Source organism: Escherichia sp. HH41S (assembly GCF_009820115.1).
GTDB classification, from domain to species: domain Bacteria; phylum Pseudomonadota; class Gammaproteobacteria; order Enterobacterales; family Enterobacteriaceae; genus Escherichia; species Escherichia coli_F.
Genome location: NZ_VNXE01000086.1, coordinates 129,638 through 153,930 on the forward strand (window position 1 = coordinate 129,638; position 24,293 = coordinate 153,930).

The 24,293-nt window shown below is 49.7% G+C and carries 17 protein-coding genes, 3 tRNA genes and 1 pseudogene; 6 read left to right on the top strand and 15 right to left on the bottom strand.

Going from position 1 to position 24,293, the window contains the following annotated elements:
- Positions 1–30: 30 nt before the first annotated feature.
- The 4 genes from rlmM to FQZ95_RS16625 all read right to left on the bottom strand — a co-directional run bounded on the left by rlmM (position 31) and on the right by FQZ95_RS16625 (position 3,033).
- Positions 31–1,131 (bottom strand): 23S rRNA (cytidine(2498)-2'-O)-methyltransferase RlmM, encoded by a 1,101-nt coding sequence (rlmM, locus tag FQZ95_RS16610; protein WP_062875741.1) that lies wholly within the window; start codon positions 1,129–1,131, stop codon positions 31–33.
- Complete coding sequence (locus FQZ95_RS16615; protein WP_000203905.1) at positions 1,124–1,519, bottom strand: DUF423 domain-containing protein; 396 nt, start codon at positions 1,517–1,519, stop codon at positions 1,124–1,126. The genes rlmM and FQZ95_RS16615 overlap by 8 nt, the downstream gene beginning before the upstream one ends.
- 18 nt (positions 1,520–1,537) lie before the next feature.
- Complete coding sequence (gene gcvA, locus FQZ95_RS16620) at positions 1,538–2,455, bottom strand: glycine cleavage system transcriptional regulator GcvA (protein ID WP_000044401.1); 918 nt, start codon at positions 2,453–2,455, stop codon at positions 1,538–1,540.
- Positions 2,456–2,805: 350 nt separating this feature from the next.
- The gene (locus FQZ95_RS16625; protein ID WP_000750398.1) at positions 2,806–3,033 is read right to left on the bottom strand and encodes a YgdI/YgdR family lipoprotein; all 228 of its coding nucleotides are present in this window, start codon (positions 3,031–3,033) and stop codon (positions 2,806–2,808) included.
- 191 nt (positions 3,034–3,224) lie between these two features.
- Between FQZ95_RS16625 and csdA the strand changes: the two genes are divergently transcribed.
- Both csdA and csdE read left to right on the top strand, forming a co-directional pair.
- Positions 3,225–4,430 carry a cysteine desulfurase CsdA gene (gene csdA / locus FQZ95_RS16630; protein ID WP_032185026.1) on the top strand — a complete coding sequence of 402 codons (1,206 nt, stop codon included), beginning with the start codon at positions 3,225–3,227 and terminating at the stop codon, positions 4,428–4,430.
- Positions 4,430–4,873, top strand: a complete 444-nt coding sequence (gene csdE, locus FQZ95_RS16635) for a cysteine desulfurase sulfur acceptor subunit CsdE (protein WP_032185027.1) — start codon at positions 4,430–4,432, stop codon at positions 4,871–4,873. The genes csdA and csdE overlap by 1 nt, the downstream gene beginning before the upstream one ends.
- Before the next feature lie 50 nt (positions 4,874–4,923).
- On the opposite strand, the gene tcdA is transcribed toward csdE, so the two are convergent.
- Positions 4,924–5,730, bottom strand: a complete 807-nt coding sequence (gene tcdA / locus FQZ95_RS16640; protein WP_000117724.1) for a tRNA cyclic N6-threonylcarbamoyladenosine(37) synthase TcdA — start codon at positions 5,728–5,730, stop codon at positions 4,924–4,926.
- A 76-nt stretch (positions 5,731–5,806) separates the two neighbouring features.
- The gene (gene mltA / locus FQZ95_RS16645; RefSeq protein ID WP_000678652.1) at positions 5,807–6,904 is read right to left on the bottom strand and encodes a murein transglycosylase A; all 1,098 of its coding nucleotides are present in this window, start codon (positions 6,902–6,904) and stop codon (positions 5,807–5,809) included.
- 208 nt (positions 6,905–7,112) lie between these two features.
- Between mltA and FQZ95_RS16650 the strand changes: the two genes are divergently transcribed.
- The 3 genes from FQZ95_RS16650 (at position 7,113) to FQZ95_RS16660 (ending at position 7,409) form a co-directional block, all read left to right on the top strand.
- Positions 7,113–7,189 (top strand) — tRNA-Met (locus tag FQZ95_RS16650).
- A gap of 33 nt (positions 7,190–7,222) precedes the next feature.
- Positions 7,223–7,299, top strand: a tRNA-Met gene (locus FQZ95_RS16655).
- Positions 7,300–7,332: 33 nt separating this feature from the next.
- Positions 7,333–7,409, top strand: a tRNA-Met gene (locus FQZ95_RS16660).
- A gap of 78 nt (positions 7,410–7,487) precedes the next feature.
- Here the strand turns inward: FQZ95_RS16660 and FQZ95_RS16665 are convergent.
- The 6 genes and pseudogenes from FQZ95_RS16665 to amiC form a co-directional block, all read right to left on the bottom strand.
- Positions 7,488–8,434, bottom strand: a pseudogene (locus tag FQZ95_RS16665) (phosphoglycerate dehydrogenase).
- A 70-nt stretch (positions 8,435–8,504) separates the two neighbouring features.
- Positions 8,505–9,101: a KpsF/GutQ family sugar-phosphate isomerase gene (locus FQZ95_RS16670; RefSeq protein WP_001089172.1), complete on the bottom strand. Its 597-nt coding sequence runs from the start codon at positions 9,099–9,101 to the stop codon at positions 8,505–8,507.
- 2 nt (positions 9,102–9,103) lie between these two features.
- Positions 9,104–10,279 carry a MalY/PatB family protein gene (locus FQZ95_RS16675; protein WP_000382401.1) on the bottom strand — a complete coding sequence of 392 codons (1,176 nt, stop codon included), beginning with the start codon at positions 10,277–10,279 and terminating at the stop codon, positions 9,104–9,106.
- Positions 10,279–11,859 carry a PTS transporter subunit EIIC gene (locus FQZ95_RS16680; protein WP_000810571.1) on the bottom strand — a complete coding sequence of 527 codons (1,581 nt, stop codon included), beginning with the start codon at positions 11,857–11,859 and terminating at the stop codon, positions 10,279–10,281. The genes FQZ95_RS16675 and FQZ95_RS16680 overlap by 1 nt, the downstream gene beginning before the upstream one ends.
- 31 nt (positions 11,860–11,890) lie before the next feature.
- Complete coding sequence (locus FQZ95_RS16685) at positions 11,891–12,715, bottom strand: PRD domain-containing protein (protein WP_001352978.1); 825 nt, start codon at positions 12,713–12,715, stop codon at positions 11,891–11,893.
- Between the two features lie 257 nt (positions 12,716–12,972).
- Entirely contained in the window at positions 12,973–14,226 is a 1,254-nt protein-coding gene (gene amiC / locus FQZ95_RS16690) for an N-acetylmuramoyl-L-alanine amidase AmiC (RefSeq protein ID WP_000016907.1), read from the bottom strand.
- A 230-nt stretch (positions 14,227–14,456) separates the two neighbouring features.
- Between amiC and argA the strand changes: the two genes are divergently transcribed.
- Complete coding sequence (argA, locus tag FQZ95_RS16695) at positions 14,457–15,788, top strand: amino-acid N-acetyltransferase (RefSeq protein WP_000237940.1); 1,332 nt, start codon at positions 14,457–14,459, stop codon at positions 15,786–15,788.
- A 237-nt stretch (positions 15,789–16,025) separates the two neighbouring features.
- Here the strand turns inward: argA and recD are convergent, their stop codons facing one another.
- Genes recD through ptrA form a run of 3 tightly spaced genes read right to left on the bottom strand, consistent with a single transcriptional unit; the run spans position 16,026 to position 24,275 of the window.
- Positions 16,026–17,852: an exodeoxyribonuclease V subunit alpha gene (recD, locus tag FQZ95_RS16700; protein WP_032185028.1), complete on the bottom strand. Its 1,827-nt coding sequence runs from the start codon at positions 17,850–17,852 to the stop codon at positions 16,026–16,028.
- Positions 17,852–21,394: an exodeoxyribonuclease V subunit beta gene (recB, locus tag FQZ95_RS16705; protein WP_160530440.1), complete on the bottom strand. Its 3,543-nt coding sequence runs from the start codon at positions 21,392–21,394 to the stop codon at positions 17,852–17,854. Before recB ends, recD begins: the two co-directional genes overlap by 1 nt.
- Positions 21,387–24,275, bottom strand: a complete 2,889-nt coding sequence (gene ptrA, locus FQZ95_RS16710) for a pitrilysin (RefSeq protein WP_032185030.1) — start codon at positions 24,273–24,275, stop codon at positions 21,387–21,389. The genes recB and ptrA overlap by 8 nt, the downstream gene beginning before the upstream one ends.
- Positions 24,276–24,293: the final 18 nt, after the last annotated feature.

The following is a 24,293-nucleotide window of genomic DNA, read 5'->3' on the forward strand; positions in this document are numbered from 1 at the left end:
AGGCCGGAGACGACGCCCCGGCCTTGCCTGTTATCGCTCGTCGCGACGACCACCCACCGCAGCCCAGATACGGCGGACGTGCACCGTCACTTCTTCACGATCGTGATACAACTGTCGCGCCTGAATCTGAGCATTTATGCCATGTTCATCAAGCTGTGCCTGAATATACGCCAGATTATGTGACACTTCTTCGTAGCGTTTTTTCATCGGCAGTTTGAGGTTGAAGATTGTTTCACGGCACCAGCCATTAACCAGCCACTGCGCCATCAATGCCGCAACTTTCGCCGGTTTTTCAACCATATCGCATACCATCCAGGAGATATTGCTGCGTGTCGGACGGAATTTGAAACCGTCTTCCCGCAGCCACGTCACCTGTCCGGTATCCATCAGACTTTGCGCCATCGGGCCGTTGTCGACGGAATAAACCCACATGTTGCGCTTCACCAGTTGGTAGGTCCAGCCGCCTGGGCAAGCGCCTAAATCCACCGCCCACATCCCGTTCGCCAGACGTTCATCCCACTCATCCGCCGGAATAAACACATGAAATGCCTCTTCCAGTTTGAGCGTGGAACGACTCGGCGCATCTGCCGGAAATTTCAGGCGCGGAATGCCCATATAGAACGGCGAATTATTGTTGCTGTATGAGTAACCGGTATAGCAGCAACCTGGTGCAATAAAGAATACATGCACAACCGGACGCTTCGGCGTTTCATAGTTCGCCAGCACCCCGGCATCGCGCAAGGCAGCGCGTAGCGGCACGGTGAATTTACGGCAGAATTTCAGCAACTCTTTGCTTTCGTTGGTATCGGCAACTTCAACACGCAGTTCACCGCCCTTCTCTACTACGCCCTGTAATATGCCGACAATGGGGGTAATACGATCTTCTGGCGGCAAATGCTGCAGGAGTTCCCCGACCACAAACCACTGGCGGGCAAAAATTAATGAACTGAACGGCAGCTCACGGATTAACTTATCGCCATCATCAGGTTGATAACATTCATAAATGACATAACCCGCATTCTCTTTCACGCGGGCAAAACCGAAAATTTCCCGCTGGCCGGCTTTATCGGTAATTTCTGCGGCGCACTCTTTTTCAAAGCCCGGACGGCACAGCAATACAACCTTATTCATGACTTACGCCCTTGCGCTTTAAACGGATAGCACCAACTAACATTAACGCCCAGCCCGCGAGGAAGCTCACGCCGCCAACCGGTGTGACAAATGCCCACAAACGCAGATGGGACAGCGCCAGGCAATAAAGGCTGCCGCTGAACAGCACCGTGCCTAACGCAAGGAAAACGCTACTCCAGTAAAACCAGATACTGATGCGACGCTGCATTGCCACCGCCAGACCTAAGATCGCCAGCGTATGGAACGCCTGGTATTCGAGGCCGGTCTGGATCCAGCCCATCTCAACGGCACCCATGGTTTTACTTAACACATGCGCGCCAAAAGCGCCCAGAGCCACAAAAATGAAGCCGCTAATGGCGGCAAAAATCAGCATAAAACGGCTGGTCATGGTCGTACCCTACGTAAATTATTGTTCATAACGAAAGCGGAATTTTTCTTGTTCAGCAGCGGCTTTCGCCAGGATCCATTGACGAAAGGCGGCTATTTTACCCAGTTCTGCCTGACTGTCATGACAAACCAGATAAAAAGCATTTTTACTGACCAGAACATCATTAAACGGGCAAACAAGACGTCCGGCCTCGATTTCAGATTGCGCCATCACGTTATTTGCCAGCGCCACTCCCTGCCCGTGGATAGCCGCTTGCAGCACCATGGCGCTATGACTAAATATTGGTCCTTGCTGAACGTTGATATGATTTAACCCCAATTGGCGAGTATATGTCTGCCAGTCACGGCGAGACGCATCATGTAATAACGTATGTTTAGCCAGATCTTCCGGGGTCTTCAAGGGTTTTTCGCCAGTCAGCAGTAGCGGCGAACACACCGGCAATAAATATTCGGCGTACAGTTTTTCCACCCGTAGCCCCGGCCAGTTGCCCCGACCATAAAATATCGCCACATCAACATCATCCGCCAGCTTATCTTCCTGACGATCAACCGCCTGGATTCGAACGTCAATTCCCGGATAAGCTGAATTAAAGCTGGAAAGTCGTGGAACCAACCAATGAATGGCGAAACTGGGGAGTAAACTGACCGTCAACGCCCCCTTGGCGCTACGGGCCTGGAGTTTACGTGTCGCTTCGGTTAATTGCGAAAATATCTCTTTGATATCGAGGAAATAGCTTTGCCCTTCCTCGGTCAGCAGGAGTGAACGATTACGGCGGCGGAACAGTTTTAGCCCCAGAAAATCCTCAAGAGACTTGATTTGATGACTTACTGCGGCCTGAGTCACAAAAAGCTCTTCTGCTGCGCGAGTGAAACTTAAATGGCGTGCTGCGGCATCAAAAACTCGTAAGGCATTTAGCGGTGGTAATCGTTTAGACATGGCTTTTAAACTTTGATGTTAAATGAATTTAACAATTAGATCACTCTGTGTAACCTATTAGTTTTTTTAATCTGAGCCATTATAAATTGTCCGTTGAGCTTCTACCAGCAAATACCTATAGTGGCGGCACTTCCTGAGCCGGAACGAAAAGTTTTATCGGAATGCGTGTTCTGGTGAACTTTTGGCTTACGGTTGTGATGTTGTGTTGTTGTGTTTGCAATTGGTCTGCGATTCAGACCATGGTAGCAAAGCTACCTTTTTTCACTTCCTGTACATTTACCCTGTCTGTCCATAGTGATTAATGTAGCACCGCCTAATTGCGGTGCTTTTTTTTACCTTGCGATCGCGAATTACTGATCCAGTTCGACCATCTCTTTCACGTCGGTACGGTTGATCTGCTGTTTGTTGCCATTAGCGTCTTTATACGAAATCATACCGGTATCGTTATCAGTCTGTGGTTTGCCGTCAGAGACGATGGTACGTCCGTCATTGGTGTGCATCACATAGTTCGAACCGGAACAGGCGCTCAGGGCAAAAGTCAGCATACAGGCAGAAATAATTGCGGCAGTCTTTTTCATCATCTTCTCCTTAAAGCGATTAATAAATCTTAATAGTATTGATTAACAGGCTAAAATTAACGCCTAACACTATTTAGCATATGTTACTTACGCGGCTTCGCCAGGATATCCAGATAATTCTGATGGTTAGCACTCTCCTTGTATCAAAGTGAATTTTGCGTCACGATCGGTGCATCAAGCCGAGGAGTACCATGAACGTTTTTAATCCCGCGCAATTTCGCGCCCAGTTTCCCGCGCTACAGGATGCGGGCGTCTATCTCGACAGTGCCGCGACCGCGCTTAAACCTGAAGCCGTGGTTGAAGCAACCCGACAGTTTTACAGCCTGAGCGCCGGAAACGTCCATCGCAGCCAGTTTGCCGAAGCCCAACGCCTGACCGCGCGTTATGAAGCTGCGCGGGAGAAAGTGGCGCAATTACTGAATGCATCAGATGACAAAAATATCGTCTGGACGCGCGGCACCACTGAATCCATCAACATGGTGGCACAATGCTATGCGCGTCCGCGTCTGCAACCGGGCGATGAAATTATTGTCAGTGTGGCAGAGCACCACGCCAACCTCGTCCCCTGGCTGATGGTCGCCCAACAAACTGGAGCCAAAGTGGTGAAATTGCCGCTGAATGCACAGCGACTGCCGGATGTCGATTTGTTGCCAGAACTGATCACACCTCGTAGTCGGATTCTGGCGTTGGGTCAGATGTCGAACGTTACTGGCGGTTGCCCGGATCTGGCGCGAGCGATTACCTTTGCTCATTCAGCCGGGATGGTGGTGATGGTTGATGGTGCTCAGGGGGCGGTGCATTTCCCCGCGGATGTTCAGCAACTGGATATTGATTTCTATGCTTTTTCAGGTCACAAACTGTATGGACCGACAGGTATCGGCGTGCTGTATGGCAAATCAGAACTGCTGGAAGCGATGTCGCCCTGGCTGGGCGGCGGCAAAATGGTTCACGAAGTGAGTTTTGACGGCTTCACGACTCAATCTGCGCCGTGGAAACTGGAAGCTGGAACGCCAAATGTCGCTGGTGTCATAGGATTAAGCGCGGCGCTGGAATGGCTGGCAGATTACGATATCAACCAGGCCGAAAGCTGGAGCCGTAGCTTAGCAACGCTGGCGGAAGATGCGCTGACGAAACGTCCAGGTTTTCGTTCATTCCGCTGCCAGGATTCCAGCCTGCTGGCCTTTGATTTCGCGGGAGTTCATCACAGCGATATGGTGACGCTGTTGGCAGAGTACGGTATTGCCCTGCGCGCCGGGCAGCATTGCGCGCAGCCGCTACTGGCAGAATTAGGCGTAACCGGCACTCTGCGCGCCTCGTTTGCGCCATATAATACAAAGAATGATGTGGATGCGCTGGTGAACGCCGTTGACCGCGCGCTGGAATTATTGGTGGATTAATGACGAACCCGCAATACGCCGGACACCCGTTCGGCACAACCGTTACCGTAAAGACGTTACACGAAACTTTCGCGCCGTTGACTCAATGGGAAGACAAATATCGTCAGCTAATTATGTTGGGGAAACAGCTTCCAGCTTTGCCAGACGAGTTAAAAGCGCAGGCTAAAGAGATTGCCGGATGCGAAAACCGCGTCTGGCTGGGGTATACCGTGGCTGAAAACGGCACGATGCATTTCTTTGGCGACAGCGAAGGACGCATTGTGCGCGGCCTGCTGGCGGTGTTGTTGACTGCCGTTGAGGGGAAAACCGCCGCCGAATTGCAAGCACAGTCGCCGCTGGCATTGTTTGATGAGCTGGGATTGCGTGCGCAACTTAGCGCCTCTCGCAGTCAGGGGTTGAATGCGTTAAGCGAGGCGATTATCGCGGCGGCAAAGCAGGGTTAAGCACAAAACCAGGTCGGATAAGACGTTCGCGTCGCATCCGACCTGATTGTTTACCCCTGACGCGCCGCTTTCGCCATCATCTTCTTCAACGCATGAGAAACCGCAACAAAACCAAAGGTGGCGGTCACCATCGTCGCCGCACCAAATCCAGATGCACAATCCATCCGCTTCGGCCCTTCTGCCGTGGCTTTCATCGCGCACACCGTACCGTCTGACTGCGGGTACACCAGCGCTTCGGTAGAGAACACGCAATCCACGCCGAGCTTACCTTTGCTGTTTTTCACTACGCCAAAATCGCTTTTCAGGCGCTCGCGCAACTTCGCCGCCAGCGGGTCCTGAATCGTTTTCGCCAGATCGGTAACCTGAATCTGCGTCGGATCAATCTGCCCACCAGCACCACCAGTCGTGACCAGAGGGATTTTGTTGCGCCGACAATAAGCAATCAGCGCCGCTTTGGGTCGCACACTATCAATGGCATCAATCACGTACGAATAACCGGCACTCATATATTGCGCTACGTTATCCGGCGTCACGAAGTCATCCACCACCGTTACACGGCACTCCGGGTTAATCTGGCGAATACGTTCGGCCATGACTTCCGCTTTGGCCAGCCCGACGTTATCTCGCAGCGCGTGAATTTGCCGATTGGTATTAGTGACGCACACATCATCCATATCGATAAGTGTGATTGCGCCAATACCCGTGCGCGCCAGCGCTTCCGCCGCCCAGGAACCAACGCCACCGATACCGACCACACAAATATGCGCATCAGCAAACAGTTGCAACGCTTTTTCACCATACAGACGCGCAGTGCCACCAAAACGCTGACGCCATGCATCACTAATTACCACAGACATAGCACCTCAGAATTAAAAAGGGCGAGGTTATCCCTCACCCTGTCGTATCCGTCAAAACGGTATACAGAATAACACATCAGCCGCTAAAGACGTTACCTGCGCCCGGGGCGGTTTTCAGCACCCAAACACGTCCATAGTGGTTGTACCAACCTGCGCGGTGTCCGGCTTCCGGCCCGATACCTTGATAAATATCGAAGTGTTGGCCTTTGATTGCACCACCGACATCCAGCGCCACCATCAGCCGCAGTTCGTACTGACCGTTAAATTTGCCGTTATTATCCAGCAGCGGCACTTCTGCCAGTAAGGTTGTACCAGGCGGGATAATGGAACGATCGGACGCAACTGAAGCGCGACCAACCAGCGGCACCGCACTTGCCCCTTTCACCGGAGCAAAAGATTGCGGTTTAAAGAAGACGAAAGACGGGTTCTGTTCCAGCAGCTCGCGAACCTCGGCTTCACTGTGTGTTTCACCCCAGTGACGAATCGCCTGCATCGACATATCTTCTTTTTTCACTTCGCCACGGTCAATCAGCACCTTACCAATACTGCGATAGGCATGACCATTCTTTCCGGCATAGCTGAAGAAGTTAAGCGGACTGCCATCACCAAAATCGATATACCCGCTACCCTGCACATCCATAATGAAGTTATCCATCAGAGAGTTGCTGTAAGCGAGGATGTATTTATCGCTCAATGCTCCCGCGTAGATCTCCGCACGAGACGGCAGACGACCACGTTTTGGCGGCATACGGTAAATAGGATACTGGAACTCGCCCTGACGGGTATGGCGCGCCTGAATGACAGGCGTGTAATAGCCCGTAAACTGCACGTTGCCATAGTTGTCGGCACCTTCCATCTGCCAGGCGTCAATGCCGAACTGACGCATATTGCGGGTATCACCGCCTGCGCGTAGCCACTCCTGCACCGCATTATAAACATTACTCTGGTTGCCATACAGACGCGGTGACGAAGTACGGATATGGTTAATTTGCTCGGCAAAATCACCGGCGTTAATTGGCGCGCCAACGGCATCTGGCTGGTTTACCAGAGAGAAAGGCTGGGTAAATTTCCCGTCTTTATATTGCTGTCCGCGATCGGTTGGTTTGGAAGAGCAGGCGGCAAGCATTGCCACAACCGTGCCCATAAGAAGGTACTTTACCCAACGTCCTTTCATTGTTCTCTTCTTCAGTTTAAAAAATAAGGCGCAATGAAGATAACAAACCGCTGCGTTTAATGAAATGAGCAGCCTCTCCCTGACGCAAATTTTGCACAAAAAACAGGCTTTAGTGATTTGTTTTTGCTCAAAATCATACCAAATCCGTGATCTGGGTAAAAAAAAGGTTGCATGAAAACGCGAGCGGAGTATAGTGCGCATCCACGGACGCGGGGTGGAGCAGCCTGGTAGCTCGTCGGGCTCATAACCCGAAGGTCGTCGGTTCAAATCCGGCCCCCGCAACCAATCAAAATTTGATGAAGTAAAGCAGTACGGTGACGCGGGGTGGAGCAGCCTGGTAGCTCGTCGGGCTCATAACCCGAAGGTCGTCGGTTCAAATCCGGCCCCCGCAACCAATCAAAATTTGATGAAGTAAAGCAGTACGGTGACGCGGGGTGGAGCAGCCTGGTAGCTCGTCGGGCTCATAACCCGAAGGTCGTCGGTTCAAATCCGGCCCCCGCAACCAACACTTATGATGCTGATAAACCGCAATGTGTTTCACAAATTGCGGTTTTTTTGTACCTGAAATCTTCCTTAGCTGAACTCACAGCACGTTTTTTATCTCCCTTCCTGCAAAGAAATCTATTATCGACCTGGCAACGTATATCCCGGTTTGCTGGTATGACTCAACGGTGGCGGCCGCAATATGCGGCGTTGTAATGATATTCCTGGCATGTAGCAATGGGCTAAATTGCGCTAGCGGTTCAGAGCTAAACACATCCAGCGCTGCAAAAACATTTCGTTCTTCAATTACCTGAAGTAAAGCACCCTCATCCAGCAACTTTCCCCTTGCGGCGTTGATGATAAGAGCACCATTGCGCATCATCGACAAATATTTATGACTAATGAAGTTCTCCAGCTCCGGAGAAAATGGCAAAAGAACGATGATGACATGAGACTGCATAAAGATATCTTCAATTGATACGAACTGAACTCCATCTTTGCCTGCGGCCTGGAAATCGGGTTGTTTGTCAAAAGCTAAAAGCTCAACATCAAAACCAGATAACCTTTCGCCAGTGTTTTGCCAATATTGCCGTAGCCAAGCAGGCCAATACGTTTACCTTGTAACTCGCACCCATGCGACTCGCCCCAATAACCATTTTGCATTGCATGATAGCTACCGGGGATATTTCTCATGCTCGCAAAAATAAGACCGATGATAAATTCCGCGACTGCATTTGAATTAATCCCAACAGCATTATTGACCACAATACCTGATTGTCGAGCCGTATGAAGATCAATATTATCAATCCCTGTCCCGAATCTCGATATTATTTTCACTCCTGGTAGTCGCGATAACGTATCCGCTTGATAACAATCTTTTCCGGCAATGACTGCGCAAATAGATTCTCGTAATACTGTGGATTCTGATTTAACCAGATGCTCCACATTATTCTTGATAATAAGGTTAAAATGATTTTCTCTTAGCAGCTTGCTGGCAGAAACACAACGCGCTGAAAAGCTGGGAACGGTGACCAGAACGTTTTTCATAGCTGACACTCACATCAATGAACGCCACCCCAAAAGATGGCGTGACCGGTTACTGTTTTATATTCTAAAATTATGAGTTTGCTTTAATACCGAGCGCACCTCCTGGATGATATAAGCCGAAATCAGCACGAGTAAACTTTTTCAATTCGGAGAGCGCAAGCGCCACCGCATCACCAACAACCAGAACGACTGTTGATGAGCATGACGGCGCTAAACCTAAATTATCCGCCTCACTTTTTACGGGAATTTCAACGGATAAATCACAACTTATCGCAAGCGATGAGCGATGACTGCGGGTAAAGGAGATCAAATAATTACCCATTTTTTTCAGACTAGGTAGTGTTGCCAGGATTTCTGTCGTCTCACCACTGTTTGAAATAAGAATAACAACATCATCTTTCGCCACCATCCCAAGATCGCCGTGTACGGCTTCAGTACCGTGAACAAAAAACGAGGGAGTTCCAGTGCTGGCAAATGTTGCGGCGAGTTTTCGGGCAATAATACCGGACTTACCGACACCAATAAAAACAACTTTCCCCTGACAAGACTGTAATACTTTAATTAAATTTGCGACCTCCGAAAGGGGGGAATCAATAACTTCTTCAACTGCTTTATGTTCGTTACGCATAAAATGTTTAATGAGATGGATAAGATCCGTACTGTTCATTTTTATTTTCCTTGATTAATATTTTTAATTACACTCGCAAGACGCGTAAGCCCCATATATAATTTTTCTCGACCGCAGGCCAGGTTCAGACGAAGGTAGCCCTCCCCCTCCGTTCCATAGACATTCCCCGCCATAATGCCCACTTTGCCTTCATGAATTAATCGACTGTAGAATTCATCAAAGGGATAACCAATAGCAGAGCAATCTATCCACGAAAAATAGCAACCATCAGCAGGCCTTACGATCAATTCTGGAGTATTTTCGTTCAGATACTGCTGGGTGAATTGAATGTTAGAGGCAATATGTGCCTTTAATGACTTTAACCATCCCTCACATTCGTTATAGGCAATAATAGTTGCAATTATATTCAGTACGGATGGGGAGTTTACAAAATCGCGATATCTTGATATCGTTCTGAACTTATGATTAAAATTATCGTCAGTTGAAATCATATACGATCCTGTTAGCGCAGGAACATTAAATGTCTTCGATATCGAATTAAACACCACTACTTTTTCTTTTTTTATTTTAAGCGCAGATGTAAAGCTACGATTAAAAACAAAATCACTGTGAATTTCATCTGAACATAACCAGACATTATGTCTTGCACAGCTTGCAGCGATTTTATGCAGATCTTCTTCCGACCAGACGGTTCCTGTCGGGTTATGAGGATTACATAATAACACCATCTTTGCGCTTTGAATCTTAAGATCAAAATCTTGCCAATTGATAGCGTAGCCCCCCTCATTTTTTATAATCAAAGAGGCTGTCAGAATATTTCTCTCGCTATGTTTAATTATATCAAAAAATGCATTATAGACAGGTGTAAAAACGAGAATATTATCACCATGCGATGTCAATAACTCTATTGCTTTAGCAATGGAGTACATCACGCTTGGGCTATAGGTGATCCATTCTGGTTTGATTTCAGTTTTATATTGTTGATGATACCAATTGACTATCGCATTCAGATAGTCATCATGCTGCCAACGGCTGTACCCTAAAATCGGGTGTTCCAGACGTTTTTTTAATGCCCTGATGATAGCTTCCGGTATCGGAAGATCCATATCTGAAATAGAGAATGGTAATACATCTTTTACACCAAATCTGTCCTCGCAAAAGTCCCATTGGGTACAATATGTTCCTTTACGGGAAATAGGAGTATTAAAAACATCCATCAGCATATCCCCATGTAGTTATCCATATCCCGACGCAAGGCGATGACTTTAGTACCGATAATGACTTGTAGGGTATTTTGATCAAGTTTAACAACCGCAATTCCGCCAGCTCTTTTTATTGCTGCCTCGTCAATCAATCCCATATCTGCGATTGTTAAACGTAAACGAGTTACGCAATTATCCAGGGATTTAATATTCTCTTTACCACCAAGTGCCTTAACCATCTGCTCCGCTGCTTGCAGCTCTGATTTATCAAGCGTTGGGATATCCGCTATAGCCGTATCCTCATGAGCGTTCAGCGTGACAGGACTGGACTCTTCACGGCCTACCGTCATCAGGTTAAATTTGAGAATAGTCCAACGGAACACAAAGTAATAAATAAAGAAATAGGCCACTTCGACACACACCGCTATTGGCCAACCTGTTCTTGTGCCACGCAATACGCCAAAGCTAATAAATTGAATCAGATCGCCAGTAAATCCCATCTTCACGCCCATATATGGCAAGACCATGTTGGCGAATCCATTCATAAAGGCATGGAAGACAAACAGCAGTGGACTGACAAATAAGAACAGAAATTCAATCGGTTCGCTGACGCCACCAATAATGACTGTAAGCACCCCGGAAATAAGCAATGCTTTGATAGCTTTTCTGTTTTGAGCATGAGCAGTGCGATACATCGCCAGCGCGGCACCAGCCAGACCATACTGAATCATCAGTTTGCCCTGTTCCATTTTCCCCGCCAAATCCAGCGGAATGACCGCATTCTCTTTGACGTACGCCATAAACATGTTCAGGGTGCCATAATACTCTTCGCCGCCGATCACTGCCGATCCGCCGATGGGGGTAAAGCGGAAAACTGACGTCACCAGGTGATTTAAACCAAAAGGTATCGTCACGCGTTCGGCGACTGCATAGAAAAAATAGCCAACAGGACCGGAAGTTGAAATCCAGTGGCCAATGAGCATGAAAAGATTGAAAAATGGCGGCCAGATAAAAGGGATGATCAGACCAAATCCGCTCATCACAATCAGTGTAATAATAGGCACCAGGCGTGGGCCACTATAAAATCCTAATGATTCAGGAATACGTAAGTTAACGATCTTTTTATACATACTGGCGACTAATAATCCTGCTATAATCCCACCCAACACACTGGTATTGTAGGACTGGATTCCCAGAATAATGGTTTGCCCATGTGTCGACATTTGATCAGCAGCGACCAATAAGTCATGTTGTTTAAGATAAAAGTTCGTTCCCAGATGCATCGCCATGAAACCAATTAAGCCAGAAAAAGCGCCATAGGCTTTATCCTCTTTCTCTTTTAATAACCCCAGAGGTATAGCTATCGCAAACAATACAGGTAAATTGACAAAGGCAAACAAACCAAGGCTAACAATAAAATCAAGAATGGTTTTAATTACGGGAATAGCCAGTAGTGGAATTAATTTTGCCATATCATCGCTGGCTAAACCACTTCCTAGCCCTAACATCATGCCACATACACTTAGCAGAGCGATGGGATACATAAATGCCTTTCCCAGGCTCTGAAAAAAACTCCAGGCTTTCTTTTGTTTCATGCGGGTTATCTCATATAAATGTTATATATAATTAGTCCATTAATACTTTGGTGCGAATAGAGAGATATAGTTTTTCTTCCAAAATCAATTCATATTTAAAAGTGGCGTACAAATACCTTTCAATTTCATGAATTGCGCGCTGTAACAGAATGTCTTTCTCAAGAAACTGTTCATAGAGATCACCAATATCTTTCTGTTTTATTTTTTCATTGCATAATACGCGATTTGAAAAATATTTAAGGTGTATCATGAACCTGGAATAATTAAATGAACTTCTGTCCACCTTTCTGTTATAAACAACTTCAATAAGCCCCGTGATTATTTGCGACAACTCAATAATCCGTACTGATTCATAATCAACTGAATTTTCATAATTATTTAAGATATGCAATGCTATAAAACCAATCTCATCATCAGGAAGTTGAACGCTGAATTGCTCATTAATGATAGTTAATGCATCGCGACTTATCGCATACTCTGCTTTGTACAACGCTTTGATTTCATCAAGGAAAACATTATTAATTTGTATGCCTGAAGCGACTCGGGATATTGCATTCGAAATGTGATCAGCAAGAATCAATAGTAGCGATGGATTGAGATTTTTTTCGAGATTGTTCTCCGCATATTGCACTATTTTTTCGGCAACAAAAACATACTCAATATCCACATGCTCAATCAATTTGTAGAGTTTATTTTTTTGTTCATTTCTGACATAAAAAATCCGGTTAGCCGGATGCTCAGGGACCGACATTCCATATTTTTTGTTGTAACCGACGCCAGGCCCAGAAATGATAACCTCCTGTCCATTCATCGATGCCTGTACACAATTATTGTTCATGACTTTTTCGATGATCATTCCATAGCTCCAAAAAAAAAGGCAAGGCACGTCAGAAGTAATAATTACTTCAAACATTGCCTTGCCTGATTTAACAGTTACAAGATGATTAACTAATGCATATACATTACACGGAATTGTGCTTAATTAAAGAGATGGTCGGCTTATTTTTCAAGCCGACATTCAAATATTCGACATCAGTCACAAAACCAACGTCTAATATTCAGGTAAATATTATCTATTCAACGAAATATAAATTCATTGAATAAATAAAAACATTATCCCCTTCTCGCCAGCGTCGCCCCATCGGCAAAATACGCTTTTATCCCTGCGAGGATTGATTCCGCAACCTCCTGCTGGAAGGTTGCCGTTTTCAGTTTACGTTCTTCCTCAACGTTACTGATAAACGCCGTTTCGACCAAAATGGAGGGTATATCAGGCGCTTTCAGCACGGCAAACCCGGCTTGTTCAACCTGATTTTTATGCAGCTTGTTGATTTTACCGAGCTTATTCAACACAGCTTTACCAAACTTCAGACTGTCGGCAATGGTCAGCGACTGCACCATATCGAACATAGTATGGTCGACATAACGGTCGCCGCTCTTACTCACGCCACCAATCAAGTCCGAGGCGTTCTGAGTTTGCGCCAGATATTTTGCCGCGGTACTGGTTGCACCTTTGGTAGAGAGCGCAAACACAGAGGAACCGCTCGGCTGGCGACTGGTAAAGGCATCGGCATGAATAGAGACAAACAAGTCAGCACGCTGTTTCTGTGCTTTTGCTACGCGCACTTGCAACGGAATGAAGATGTCTTCATTACGGGTCATGTAAACTTTCATATTGCCCTCTTTCTCAATCAGAGAGCGCAAACGGCGGGCAATTTGCAATACCACGTCTTTTTCACGCGTTTTGTATTTCCCCACCGCACCGGAGTCTTCGCCGCCATGGCCAGGGTCAAGCATAATGACAATCGGACGATCGCGCCCTGCTTTGCCTGGCTGCGGGCCACTCTGCGCAGGCGGCACCTGCTTTTCGAGATCGCCTTTATTGTAATCCTCCAGCAGCGCCAGCAGCGGGTCCTGCATGTCCTGAGCATTGGCAGGATAGAGATCCATCACCAGACGCTCTTTAAACCCGGCGACCGGAGCAAGGGCAAACAGCTGCGGTTTTACGTTTTGCTTTAACTCAAAAACCATCCGCACGGTTTGCGGGTCAAACTGCCCGACGCGCGCCGACTTGATGAACGGGTCATCAGCACGAATTTGTGCCGCCATCCCCTTGAGCACTGAGTTCAGGTTTACATCTTCGATATCCACCACCACGCGTTCAGGGTTACTCAACGCGAACTGCTTATATTTCAGCTGACGATTAGATTCTACCGTCACACGGGTGTAGCTGGACGCAGGCCAGACGCGCACCGCCACGACCTGGCTGACCGCAGCCAGACTGACCTGACTTACGCTCAATAGCCACATGGCACCCGCGCCTTGCAGTAAACGACGACGGCTGATTGCTGTGTTGGATCCCGACATGCATCTCCCGAGCAAAAAAATCTAAGCTGTGTAACAAATAAACGACTAATTTGACCGGAAACTTTAGCGAAAGACGCATAATCTGTCATCTAATAAACGGTAAACATTCTTTTTATATTCACGGCATTACTGATAAAAAAGTTGCTCATGCGTAAAATTTGCACTTGCACCCAGTGAAAAAACAGAATAAAAATACAATAATTACGAATAATCATGCAAAGAGGTGTGCCGTGGTGAAGGAACGTAAAACCGAGTTGGTCGAGGGATTCCGCCATTCGGTTCCTTATATCAATACCCACCGGGGAAAAACGTTTGTCATCATGCTCGGCGGTGAAGCCATTGAGCATGAGAATTTCTCCAGTATCGTTAATGATATCGGGTTGCTGCACAGCCTCGGCATCCGTCTGGTCGTGGTCTATGGAGCGCGCCCGCAGATCGATGCGAATCTGGCAGCGCATCACCACGAACCGCTATATCACAAAAATATACGCGTGACCGACGCCAAAACACTAGAACTGGTGAAGCAGGCTGCGGGAACATTGCAACTGGACATTACTGCTCGCCTGTCGATGAGTCTCAATAACACGCCGCTGCAGGGCGCGCATATCAACGTCGTCAGTGGCAATTTTATTATTGCCCAGCCGCTGGGCGTGGATGACGGTGTGGATTACTGCCATAGCGGGCGTATCCGGCGGATTGACGAAGATGCGATTCATCGTCAACTGGACAGCGGTGCGATAGTGCTGCTGGGGCCGGTCGCGGTTTCAGTCACTGGCGAGAGCTTTAATCTGACCTCGGAAGAGATCGCCACTCAACTGGCCATCAAACTGAAAGCTGAAAAGATGATTGGTTTTTGCTCTTCACAGGGCGTCACTAATGACGACGGCGATATTGTCTCCGAGCTTTTCCCTAACGAAGCACAAGCACGGGTAGAAGCTCAGGAAGAGAAAGGCGATTACAACTCCGGTACGGTGCGCTTTTTGCGTGGTGCGGTGAAAGCCTGCCGCAGCGGCGTACGTCGCTGTCATTTAATTAGTTACCAGGAAGATGGCGCGCTGTTGCAAGAGTTGTTCTCACGTGACGGTATCGGTACGCAGATTGTGATGGAAAGCGCCGAGCAAATTCGTCGCGCAACAATCAACGATATTGGCGGCATTCTGGAGTTGATTCGCCCACTGGAGCAGCAAGGTATTCTGGTACGCCGTTCTCGCGAGCAACTGGAGATGGAAATCGACAAATTCACCATTATTCAGCGCGATAACACGACTATTGCCTGCGCAGCACTCTATCCGTTCCCGGAAGAGAAGATTGGGGAAATGGCCTGTGTGGCCGTTCACCCGGATTACCGCAGCTCATCAAGGGGCGAGGTTTTGCTGGAGCGCATTGCCGCTCAGGCGAAGCAAAGCGGATTAAGCAAATTGTTTGTACTGACCACGCGCAGTATTCACTGGTTCCAGGAACGTGGATTTACCCCGGTGGATATTGATTTACTGCCCGAGAGCAAAAAGCAGTTGTACAACTACCAGCGTAAATCCAAAGTGTTGATGGCGGATTTGGGGTAAGTGGTGGAAATCGCCAGATGCGACATGCGCAATGCCTGGAGGCATGATAAACACGCTAGCATCGCATCAGGTATTGACGCTCATCGTCGGATGCGGCGTGAACGCCTTATCCGACCTACATCAAATCAAAGGTGTTGATGGCGGATTTAGGGTAAGCGACGGAAATCGCCAGATGCGCATATGCGCAATGCCCGGAGGCATGACAGGACGCGCATGCGTCGCATCAGGCAATCACGTTTATTCCCGCGAACTAAACAACGCCGCCAGACCACTGCGCCGCTCAGTACGAGTGGCGATTGCCGCACTTAATATGCGCTCATCGGCATACAACGACAGACGGCGACGCGCGCGGGTCACCGCAGTGTAAACCAGCTCTCGCGTTACAACTGGCGTGCGTTGGCTCGGTAAAATCAACGCCGCATGGTCAAACTCCGATCCCTGCGATTTATGTACCGTCATCGCCCACGTGGTTTCGTGTTCTGGCAGGCGGCTCGGTTGCACAGACTTAATATTGCCATCCGGCATCGCAAACCAGACGCGCGTCCCCTGCCCGCGATCCAGCGCAATACCGATATCGCCATTAAACAACCCAAGCGCGCTGTCATTACGGGCAATCATTACCGGTCGGCCTTCGTACCAGCGTGAGTGCGGATGACGATGAATTTTGCGCTTCTGTTGCATAAACTGCTCAATTCGCTCATTCAATCCAGCCACACCAAACGGCCCTTCCCGCAGGGCGCACAAAAGCTGGTATTCATTGAACGCCTGAATGATTAAATCCGGCTCGGCACGCGCTTGCAGCAGATCCAGATAACGCCCGTAACCCGCAAGAGCCTCCTCAAGCATCGCAATATAGTCTTCGCCGCTCTGTAAGAGCCGTTTTTCGATATCAGTAAAATCCTGCTGAAAAACGGTTTTCACTGCCGTTTTATCACCACGGTTGATCGCCGCAGCTAACTGACCAATGCCAGAATCGCTGCCGAAACGATAGCTTTTTTGCAGCAGGCAGAGACTGTCGCGCAAAGATGCCGCTTCTGTGCCAGTTCCTGACGGAACGTGAGTTCCCGTCAGGCGGCTTAGCTGCCCGGCACGCTCGGCGGTAAAGCCGGCATTGGCATAAGCGCAGATATCGCCCAGCACAGCCCCAGCCTCAACCGAGGCCAGTTGATCACGATCGCCGAGAAAGATCACTCGCGCATGATCGGGCAAGGCGTCGATCAGTCTCGACATCATAGGCAGATCGATCATTGACGCTTCATCTACCACCAGCACATCAAGATGCAGCGGGTTACCGGCATGATGACGTAAACGCTGGCTACCCGGCTGCGCACCCAGCAATCGGTGCAAAGTGCTGGCATCTTCCGGAATGCGTTTCTTTTGTTCATCGGTCAGCGGTAACTGGCGCAAAGCTTTGCCAAGCGATTCGGTTAAGCGCGCGGCAGCTTTCCCCGTTGGCGCAGCCAGGCGGATACGGCAGCGTTCGCCGTCTGCCATTTGAATTAACGCTGCCAGCAACTTCGCTACGGTGGTCGTTTTACCGGTGCCAGGGCCGCCGGAAATCACCGAGATCCGCCGCGTCAGCGCCACTGCCGCCGCCACTTTTTGCCAGTTAATTTCATCGCTTACTGGAAAAAGTTTGTCCAAGGTTTGCGCCAGTAGAGCTTCATCAACCTCAATGGCATGATTCACTTCGTTGAAAAAGCGTGCCACTGTGCGCTCGTTACACCACATGCGATTGAGATAAAGGCGATCGCCACAGAGGATCATTGGCGTAGGCTCATCACCTCGACTGACCGCCTGTGAAGCTAGTAAGCACTCTTCCCAGTTTTGTAGCTCACCGATTTCATTGACACAGGTCGCCAACAGTGGATGCGAGGCTTCGTTGTTCTCAAGTCGTGAGAGCGGCAAACAGACATGCCCTTCCCCGGCGTCGTGGCTTAACAGGGCTGCCGCGAGGGTGACGGCAGGATGTTCATCTCCCGCCACGGTCAGGGCAAATTGCACATCCAGCGGGCGTAGCTGTTTGTGCTCCACAGCTTCCAGTAATTGCTTTTGCAATTTCATTACGCCTCCTCCAGGGTCATACCGGCAAACATCTCATCCATCAGGTCAATCAACCCGGCGTTGGGTCGGGTTGTGTAAATCCCTTGTTGCGGATGTTCTTTATCAACGCCACGCAGGAACAGATAGATAATGCCGCCAAAGTGACGATCATAGTCGTAATCAGCAATGCGATGGCGCAGATAACGATGCAGCGCCAGGGTATAAAGCTGATATTGCAGATCATAGCGGTGTGCCTGCATCGCCGCTGCCATAGCCTGTTGGGTATAAGCCGAACTGTCTTCACCCAGCCAGTTGGATTTATAGTCGAGCAGGTAATAACGCCCTTCGTGGCGGAATACCAAGTCGATAAAGCCTTTTAACATGCCGCGTACCTGCATGAACTCCAGCGGCGGGCAGCCAGCGGATAGCGGATCAAACTGGCGAATTAGTGCATCAAGCTGGCTGGCGATGAGCGGTTCACTAATCGGCAGGTAAAACTCCATCTCCACCTGTTTATCGCGGTCGGAAAGCTGATTCAGGCTAACACCCGTTTCATTGAGAGGTGCCTGGAGGACAGCCGTGATCCACTCGGTCAACACTGGTTCCCACTGCGATTCAAAGCCGCCGAGTTCCAGTTTTTCCTGTACCCAGTTCGGGTCAACCGGCTGGGTAAAATCGAGGTCTTCAAACAAACTGTGCAAGAATGTCCCTGGTGACGCACCGCGCGGGAACTGATGCGGTGTTAACGTCGGTTCTTCAACGACGCTGACCACGCCTGCGGCATCAACATCCAGCCGTGGCATCAGATCCTGAGCGATACCGTGACCACGCTGCTGCAAACCGGAGTAGCTGGTGACACGCCAGTTATCGCCGGGCAATCGTTGTAGCGTCCTCGCATTCAGTTCTGCAGTTAAAGCATCATTAACCTGCCAGGGCTGGTTATCACCAGTTTGTGCCGTTTGCCAGGCAATATCATCATCGCATAACGCTTCAATACAGGTGCGAAGCCCTGCCGCATCTTGCGGTTCCCCTTTTTGCAGCAAACGCCCGAGCGCACTTTGGTGGACGTCGGTGTCACCTTTTTTATCGCCACGACGGCGCACCAGCGGTGCAACGCCGAGACTGCAATGCCAAACCGAACGCGTCAGCGCAACGTAAAGCAAACGCAGATCTTCCGCCAGACGTTCGGCCTCCGCGAGGTCGACGCTTTCTGGCGCAGCATTAAGATCCAGAACAGCCTCAAACGAGTGGCGATCGTGATAAAACGCCTGATCCTGGACGCGGAAATTGGTGATAAACGGCAGCCAGACCAATGGATATTCCAGCCCTTTCGATTTGTGGATCGTGACAATCTGCACCAGATGTTTATCACTTTCGAGACGCATTTGTTGGCTGGAGGCATTACTGTCTGGCTCGAGGATATGTTGCGATAACCAGCGTACCAGCGCATGTTCACTTTCCAGCTGCGTTCCGGCTTCTTGTAGCAATTCGCTGATATGCAAGATATCGGTAAGACGCCGCTCACCGCCTGCTGTTGCCAGCAAGTTTTCTGCAATGTTACGCGCCGACATCAGCGCCCGCAGCATCGGCATAACGCCACGTTTGCGCCAGATTTGCCGATAACCATCGAACTCTTCGACTACCGCATCCCACGCATGTTCGTCATTATTCAGCGTTTCAATATCCAGCGCATTCAGCCCCATCATTGACGTTGCCAGCGCACTGCGCAGGGTGTTCTCACGTTCTGGTGTCATCACCGCCTGCAACAGCCAAAGCATCTCCTGCGCTTCCAGAGTTTCAAAAACACTGTCGCGATTCGAAAGGTAAACGGAAGGGATTTCCAGCAGCGTTAAGGCATCGCGCACCTGAGCGGCCTCCTGGCGGCTGCGCACCAGCACACTGATGTCCGAAGCACGCACCGGACGCGCGTCGTCGCCGTTCATCAGCAACGCTTCGCCCCGCTGTCCGGCTTGTAGCCAGTCGCGGATTTGCGCAGCACATACCTGCGCCATGGTACTTTGATAGTCGCCAACGCCGCAGCTTTCGCCTTCCATCAGCCACATTTTCATCGCAGGCTGCGTTTCACCTTTAAATACAAAACGTAACGCCTGATTTTTGCTGGCTGATTTCACTGGAATAAATGGTATTTCGCGAAACATGAACGCGTCATCAGTCTGACTGAAAAGCTTATTCACGCTGTTCACCATTCCTGGTGCGGAGCGCCAGTTGGTATCTAAGGTGTAGTGGGCGTGAACTTCGCTACGCGCCTTCATATAAGTGAAGATATCCGCACCCCGGAATGCATATATGGCCTGTTTCGGGTCGCCAATCAGCAACAATGCGGTTTCCGGCTGATGGTGCCAGATACGGCGAAAAATTCGGTACTGCTGGGGGTCGGTATCCTGAAATTCATCAATCATTGCCACCGGGAATCGCGTACGGATCGCCGCTGCCAACACCTCGCCGCTTTCGCTACGCAGCGCGGAATCGAGCCGACTTAACATGTCATCAAAACCCAATTCGCCACGGCGGCGTTTTTCACGCGCTACTGTTTCGCGGATCTCAGCCAATGCGCGGGTGATCACCAGATCACGGATCGACAATGGTTCTGCAAGCAGTTGATCGATCGCCTCAAACAGTGGATGTCGCGGGGTTTCCCCCCCGGCTTTCGTGCGATCTTCTAAGAAACGCTGAGAGAATTTTTCCAGCGACTCCGGTAACTGATAACTGTTGGTCTCTTCTTCTGCCCAGGCACTGATCTTCTCGATCCATTTAGCCTGATTGCTACGGTTAAACTTGCGTCGATCAATACCAGAAGATTCGATCAGCGCATCCAGTTCACCCACTGCGTCGCGCCACTGCTGTTTTACCGTATCAATACGCGCCACAATTTGCGCGTGGCGGGAAGCCAGCGTTTCATCATCGGGCGGCGGTGCTTTGATAACCGGTGCTTCGCCTTGCAGATAACGATTAATATCGCGCAGCAACGCCTGCGGCCCTTTCCAGGTTTCAAAGACCACCTGGGCAATTTCACGCGGCAGCGGGTAGCAGTGGCGACGCCAGAAATCGGCGCAGGCCTGGTAGCGTAGCAGAGACTCATCTTCAATCAGCTGCTGCTCAAACAGCATGCCGGATTCAAAGGCATTCAAGTTGAGCATGCGCTGGCAAAAACCGTGAATAGTAAAGACTGCCGCTTCATCCATCTGCCGTTCGGCTAACAACAACCACTGCGCGGCTTGCGCTTTATCGTCGATCTCTTCCAGCAGGCGTTCGTACAGTGGATTGTCGGTGGTTTCACGCAGACAGGCGATGCGCAACTCGTGGATATTGCTACGGATACGACCGCGCAATTCTGCCGTGGCAGCCTCGGTAAAGGTCACCACCAGCAGTTCTTCAACGGTCAGCGGGCGGGGAAAGGCGGCAGAACCGCCTAGTCCAAGTAACAGGCGCAAATAGAGCGCCGCAATCGTAAAGGTTTTGCCTGTGCCGGCAGAGGCTTCAATCAGGCGCTCGCCCTGTAAGGGCAAGCGCAAAGGATCTAGTGTCTCGGCGACATCACTCATTCTTTTCACTCATCAGGGGCATTGTTTGCTGCAACGCGCTGACGTTCTCCCACACTTTCCAGCCTTCAGGATGCACATATTCGGCTTTCCCGTTCTGGCTGCCGGAAATCTGCGACAGAATAGCCATGCCTTGCGGCTCGACCACCGCCTGATGGAAGAAATCAGCAAGTTTTTGCGGCGTCAGCAGTTTTATCTGGGCCACGATTTTATCACGCGAATCGAAGCGCATATTGCCGCGATCGAAATCTTTACTTAACTTCGATGCTTCTTCGCCGAGCGTTTGCGGTGCCTGCAGCATCTGGGTTATTACCGCCTGCTGGATTTGCGCAAACTCTTCTGGCTTCATCGTCCGCAATTTTGCCTCTGCGGTTGGGAAAAACGCCTTGTAACGCTCCCACAAGAATGAAGGCTGTTTATCATTGCTTTGCAACAGGAAGCCCATGCCCCACTGACGTCCCACGCTCATTGGAAACGCAAACACGGCATAGCCCAACTGTTCTTCGGTACGCAACTGATTGTAGAACCACGGCTGTACGATCTGCCCCAGCAGAGAGCTATAGGCTGAGCTGGTGTATTCATCGTAGCCAGTCGGTACAAATACCGCTGCCAGTGCGGAGTCGGTGCTGTTACCGGCTTTTTCAAAGATGACGGATTGTTTTTTATCGACCACGACATCTTTGTTACGACACCACTCCGAACCATCAGCGCCCAACTGTTTTTGCACATCGCGTGCCAGCGTTGTTGCCTGGGCTTCGGTCATGTTGCCAATAACCATAAACTCTGGTCGAGCCCCTGATTTTAAGGCGTCGCGATAGGCCAGCACCTCTTTCAAAGTGATTGAAGGCAAAATTTTGCGCCGTTCATCTCGCGAGAAGTACGGCACTTGCGAGAGCATCTGCGCGGGCATAATCGCCTGCTCGAACGCTTTGCCCTTTTCTGCGGAATCCATCATCTGGTTATACCAGGACTTCGCCTGCTCAAGCTGATCTTCCGTAGCGGTATAGCTAAAGTAGCCCTCCAGCAGAGCCTGGAACAGCTGCGGCAGGCGCTGGGTGTAACCATTGGCATTAACCATAAGGCCGTTGTTAGCATTGGTGGAAAAACTTATGCCACCAACCGACGCCTGGTTGCTTAACTGATCAAGCGCCAGTCCGGCAAGATAATCATTGAGCGCAAACATCACCTGATTGCGGGCGCTGTCCATGGCTTTCGGGTTACGCAAAATCAGGCTGACATCGGCTTTAGGCTCGCTGGCAAAATAACGGCTTGGCGCATACACCACGCGCAGATTCGACTCATCAACAATCAGCTCTGGATGGTCGTATTTCTTCTCTGACTTAATCAGCGAGAAATCGTCAGGAATATAAGGGTTAAGCTCCGGTAAGGAGAGCGCAATATTGGCGGCTTTTTTCTGCCAGTCAGCGAAAGTTTGTGGGCTGATTTTATCTACCTGATACGGCGCATCGACAAAGTAAGCCGTTTTGTTGTGCGGCTCTTTCGGGCTGATATACCAGATACGCGCATTCTGCGGCGTCATCATCGCCAGGCGTTCTTTTACTGCTTTAGCATCGTACCGATCGGCAATATTGACTGCATCCAGCGTATGCTCAACAGGAACGCGAATCATGGTATCTGCCAGCCATTCGACGTAATCCATATCACGGGTGATTGACGGATAACGAAAGTCGATATCCAGCACATTCGCCAGTTCATCGAAGTATTGTTTATCAATCCCTTTTTCGCGTAACAGATTGAGGTAGCTAAAAATGGCCGCCACAACCTGATCGCGATTCGCCAGACCTTTATCGGTTAAAGACGCAGAGATCGCTAATACGCCGCTGTTGCCGTTGACGATAGGATCGGAATTGGCGCTAATGCCCTCAACTAATCCCTGCTTTTGCAGCCAGTCAGAAAGTGTACCTGGGCTGCGATTACCAATCAGATAGGTAATCAATTCATCCGTTTTACTACGGAACTTCGCTGAATTGTTATCGATGCGAAACTCAACGCGCAGAACTTTACGCGGCAGCGCCGGGACGTAATGAATGATAATGCCCTTTTGCGCGTCGGTGACTACCGGCACGGTGATTTCCGGTTTTTTGCTCTCTTTGTTCGGCACGCGACCAAAAGTGTCCGCCGCCATTTTTGCCAACTCCGACAACGGTTTATTGCTGTATATAACCGCCTTCATCAGATTGGCAGAGTAATATTTCTCGTGGAAATCTTTCAGCGCCTGCTGTACCGGATTGCCGGGTTTATCGCTTAAAGTTTCGAGGTTACCACCAGAAAACTTTGAACCTGGGTGTGCCGGGTTAATGGTTTCTGCGCTGACCTGTGCCATGCGCATCCCATCACGCGTACGCGCCATGGTTAATTCAGCGTTCACCGCATTACGCTCACGTTCGGCGTATTTCTTGTCGAGCAAGGGTTCAGCAATAGCATCGGCCAGGCGGTCTACCGCACCGGGTAAGGCGTCGTTCTCAACTTCCAGATAGAAAGCCGTGCGATACGGTGCCGTGCTGGCATTGTGGCTGCCGCCGTGCATTTTGAGGTATTCAGCCAGACTGTCAGCCTGCGGGTACTTTTTCGAACCCATCAGACTCATATGTTCAAGGTAATGTGCCAGCCCCTGGTACGCCTCGGGATCTTCCAGCGACCCAACGGGCACCACCAGCGCCGAGAGCGATTTAACCGCCTGCGGGTCAGAAACCAGCAAAACCACCATACCGTTATCCAGACGTATAGCCTGATACTGGCGGTTATCTTTATCACTTTTACGGATGGTTTCCTGAATCGGCTGCCATCCCGTTTCTGCCTGACTTAAGGGTGCCCAAAGGGCAACAAACAACAATAATGCTTTGAACCAGGTGCTGCGGGGCATTCACGGACCTCATTATCA

Excerpts from the sequence above, each read along its gene's own strand:
- rlmM (WP_062875741.1), bottom strand. The coding sequence starts at position 1,131 with ATGAATAAGGTTGTATTGCTGTGCCGTCCGGGCTTTGAAAAAGAGTGC.
- csdE (WP_032185027.1), top strand. The coding sequence starts at position 4,430 with ATGACGAACCCGCAATACGCCGGACACCCGTTCGGCACAACCGTTACC.
- FQZ95_RS16675 (WP_000382401.1), bottom strand. The coding sequence starts at position 10,279 with ATGGATGTTTTTAATACTCCTATTTCCCGTAAAGGAACATATTGTACC.
- FQZ95_RS16685 (WP_001352978.1), bottom strand. The coding sequence starts at position 12,715 with ATGATCATCGAAAAAGTCATGAACAATAATTGTGTACAGGCATCGATG.
- FQZ95_RS16615 (WP_000203905.1), bottom strand. The coding sequence starts at position 1,519 with ATGACCAGCCGTTTTATGCTGATTTTTGCCGCCATTAGCGGCTTCATT.
- mltA (WP_000678652.1), bottom strand. The coding sequence starts at position 6,904 with ATGAAAGGACGTTGGGTAAAGTACCTTCTTATGGGCACGGTTGTGGCA.
- gcvA (WP_000044401.1), bottom strand. The coding sequence starts at position 2,455 with ATGTCTAAACGATTACCACCGCTAAATGCCTTACGAGTTTTTGATGCC.
- FQZ95_RS16670 (WP_001089172.1), bottom strand. The coding sequence starts at position 9,101 with ATGAACAGTACGGATCTTATCCATCTCATTAAACATTTTATGCGTAAC.
- ptrA (WP_032185030.1), bottom strand. The coding sequence starts at position 24,275 with ATGCCCCGCAGCACCTGGTTCAAAGCATTATTGTTGTTTGTTGCCCTT.
- FQZ95_RS16680 (WP_000810571.1), bottom strand. The coding sequence starts at position 11,859 with ATGAAACAAAAGAAAGCCTGGAGTTTTTTTCAGAGCCTGGGAAAGGCA.
- csdA (WP_032185026.1), top strand. The coding sequence starts at position 3,225 with ATGAACGTTTTTAATCCCGCGCAATTTCGCGCCCAGTTTCCCGCGCTA.
- amiC (WP_000016907.1), bottom strand. The coding sequence starts at position 14,226 with ATGTCGGGATCCAACACAGCAATCAGCCGTCGTCGTTTACTGCAAGGC.
- recB (WP_160530440.1), bottom strand. The coding sequence starts at position 21,394 with ATGAGTGATGTCGCCGAGACACTAGATCCTTTGCGCTTGCCCTTACAG.
- FQZ95_RS16625 (WP_000750398.1), bottom strand. The coding sequence starts at position 3,033 with ATGAAAAAGACTGCCGCAATTATTTCTGCCTGTATGCTGACTTTTGCC.
- recD (WP_032185028.1), bottom strand. The coding sequence starts at position 17,852 with ATGAAATTGCAAAAGCAATTACTGGAAGCTGTGGAGCACAAACAGCTA.
- tcdA (WP_000117724.1), bottom strand. The coding sequence starts at position 5,730 with ATGTCTGTGGTAATTAGTGATGCATGGCGTCAGCGTTTTGGTGGCACT.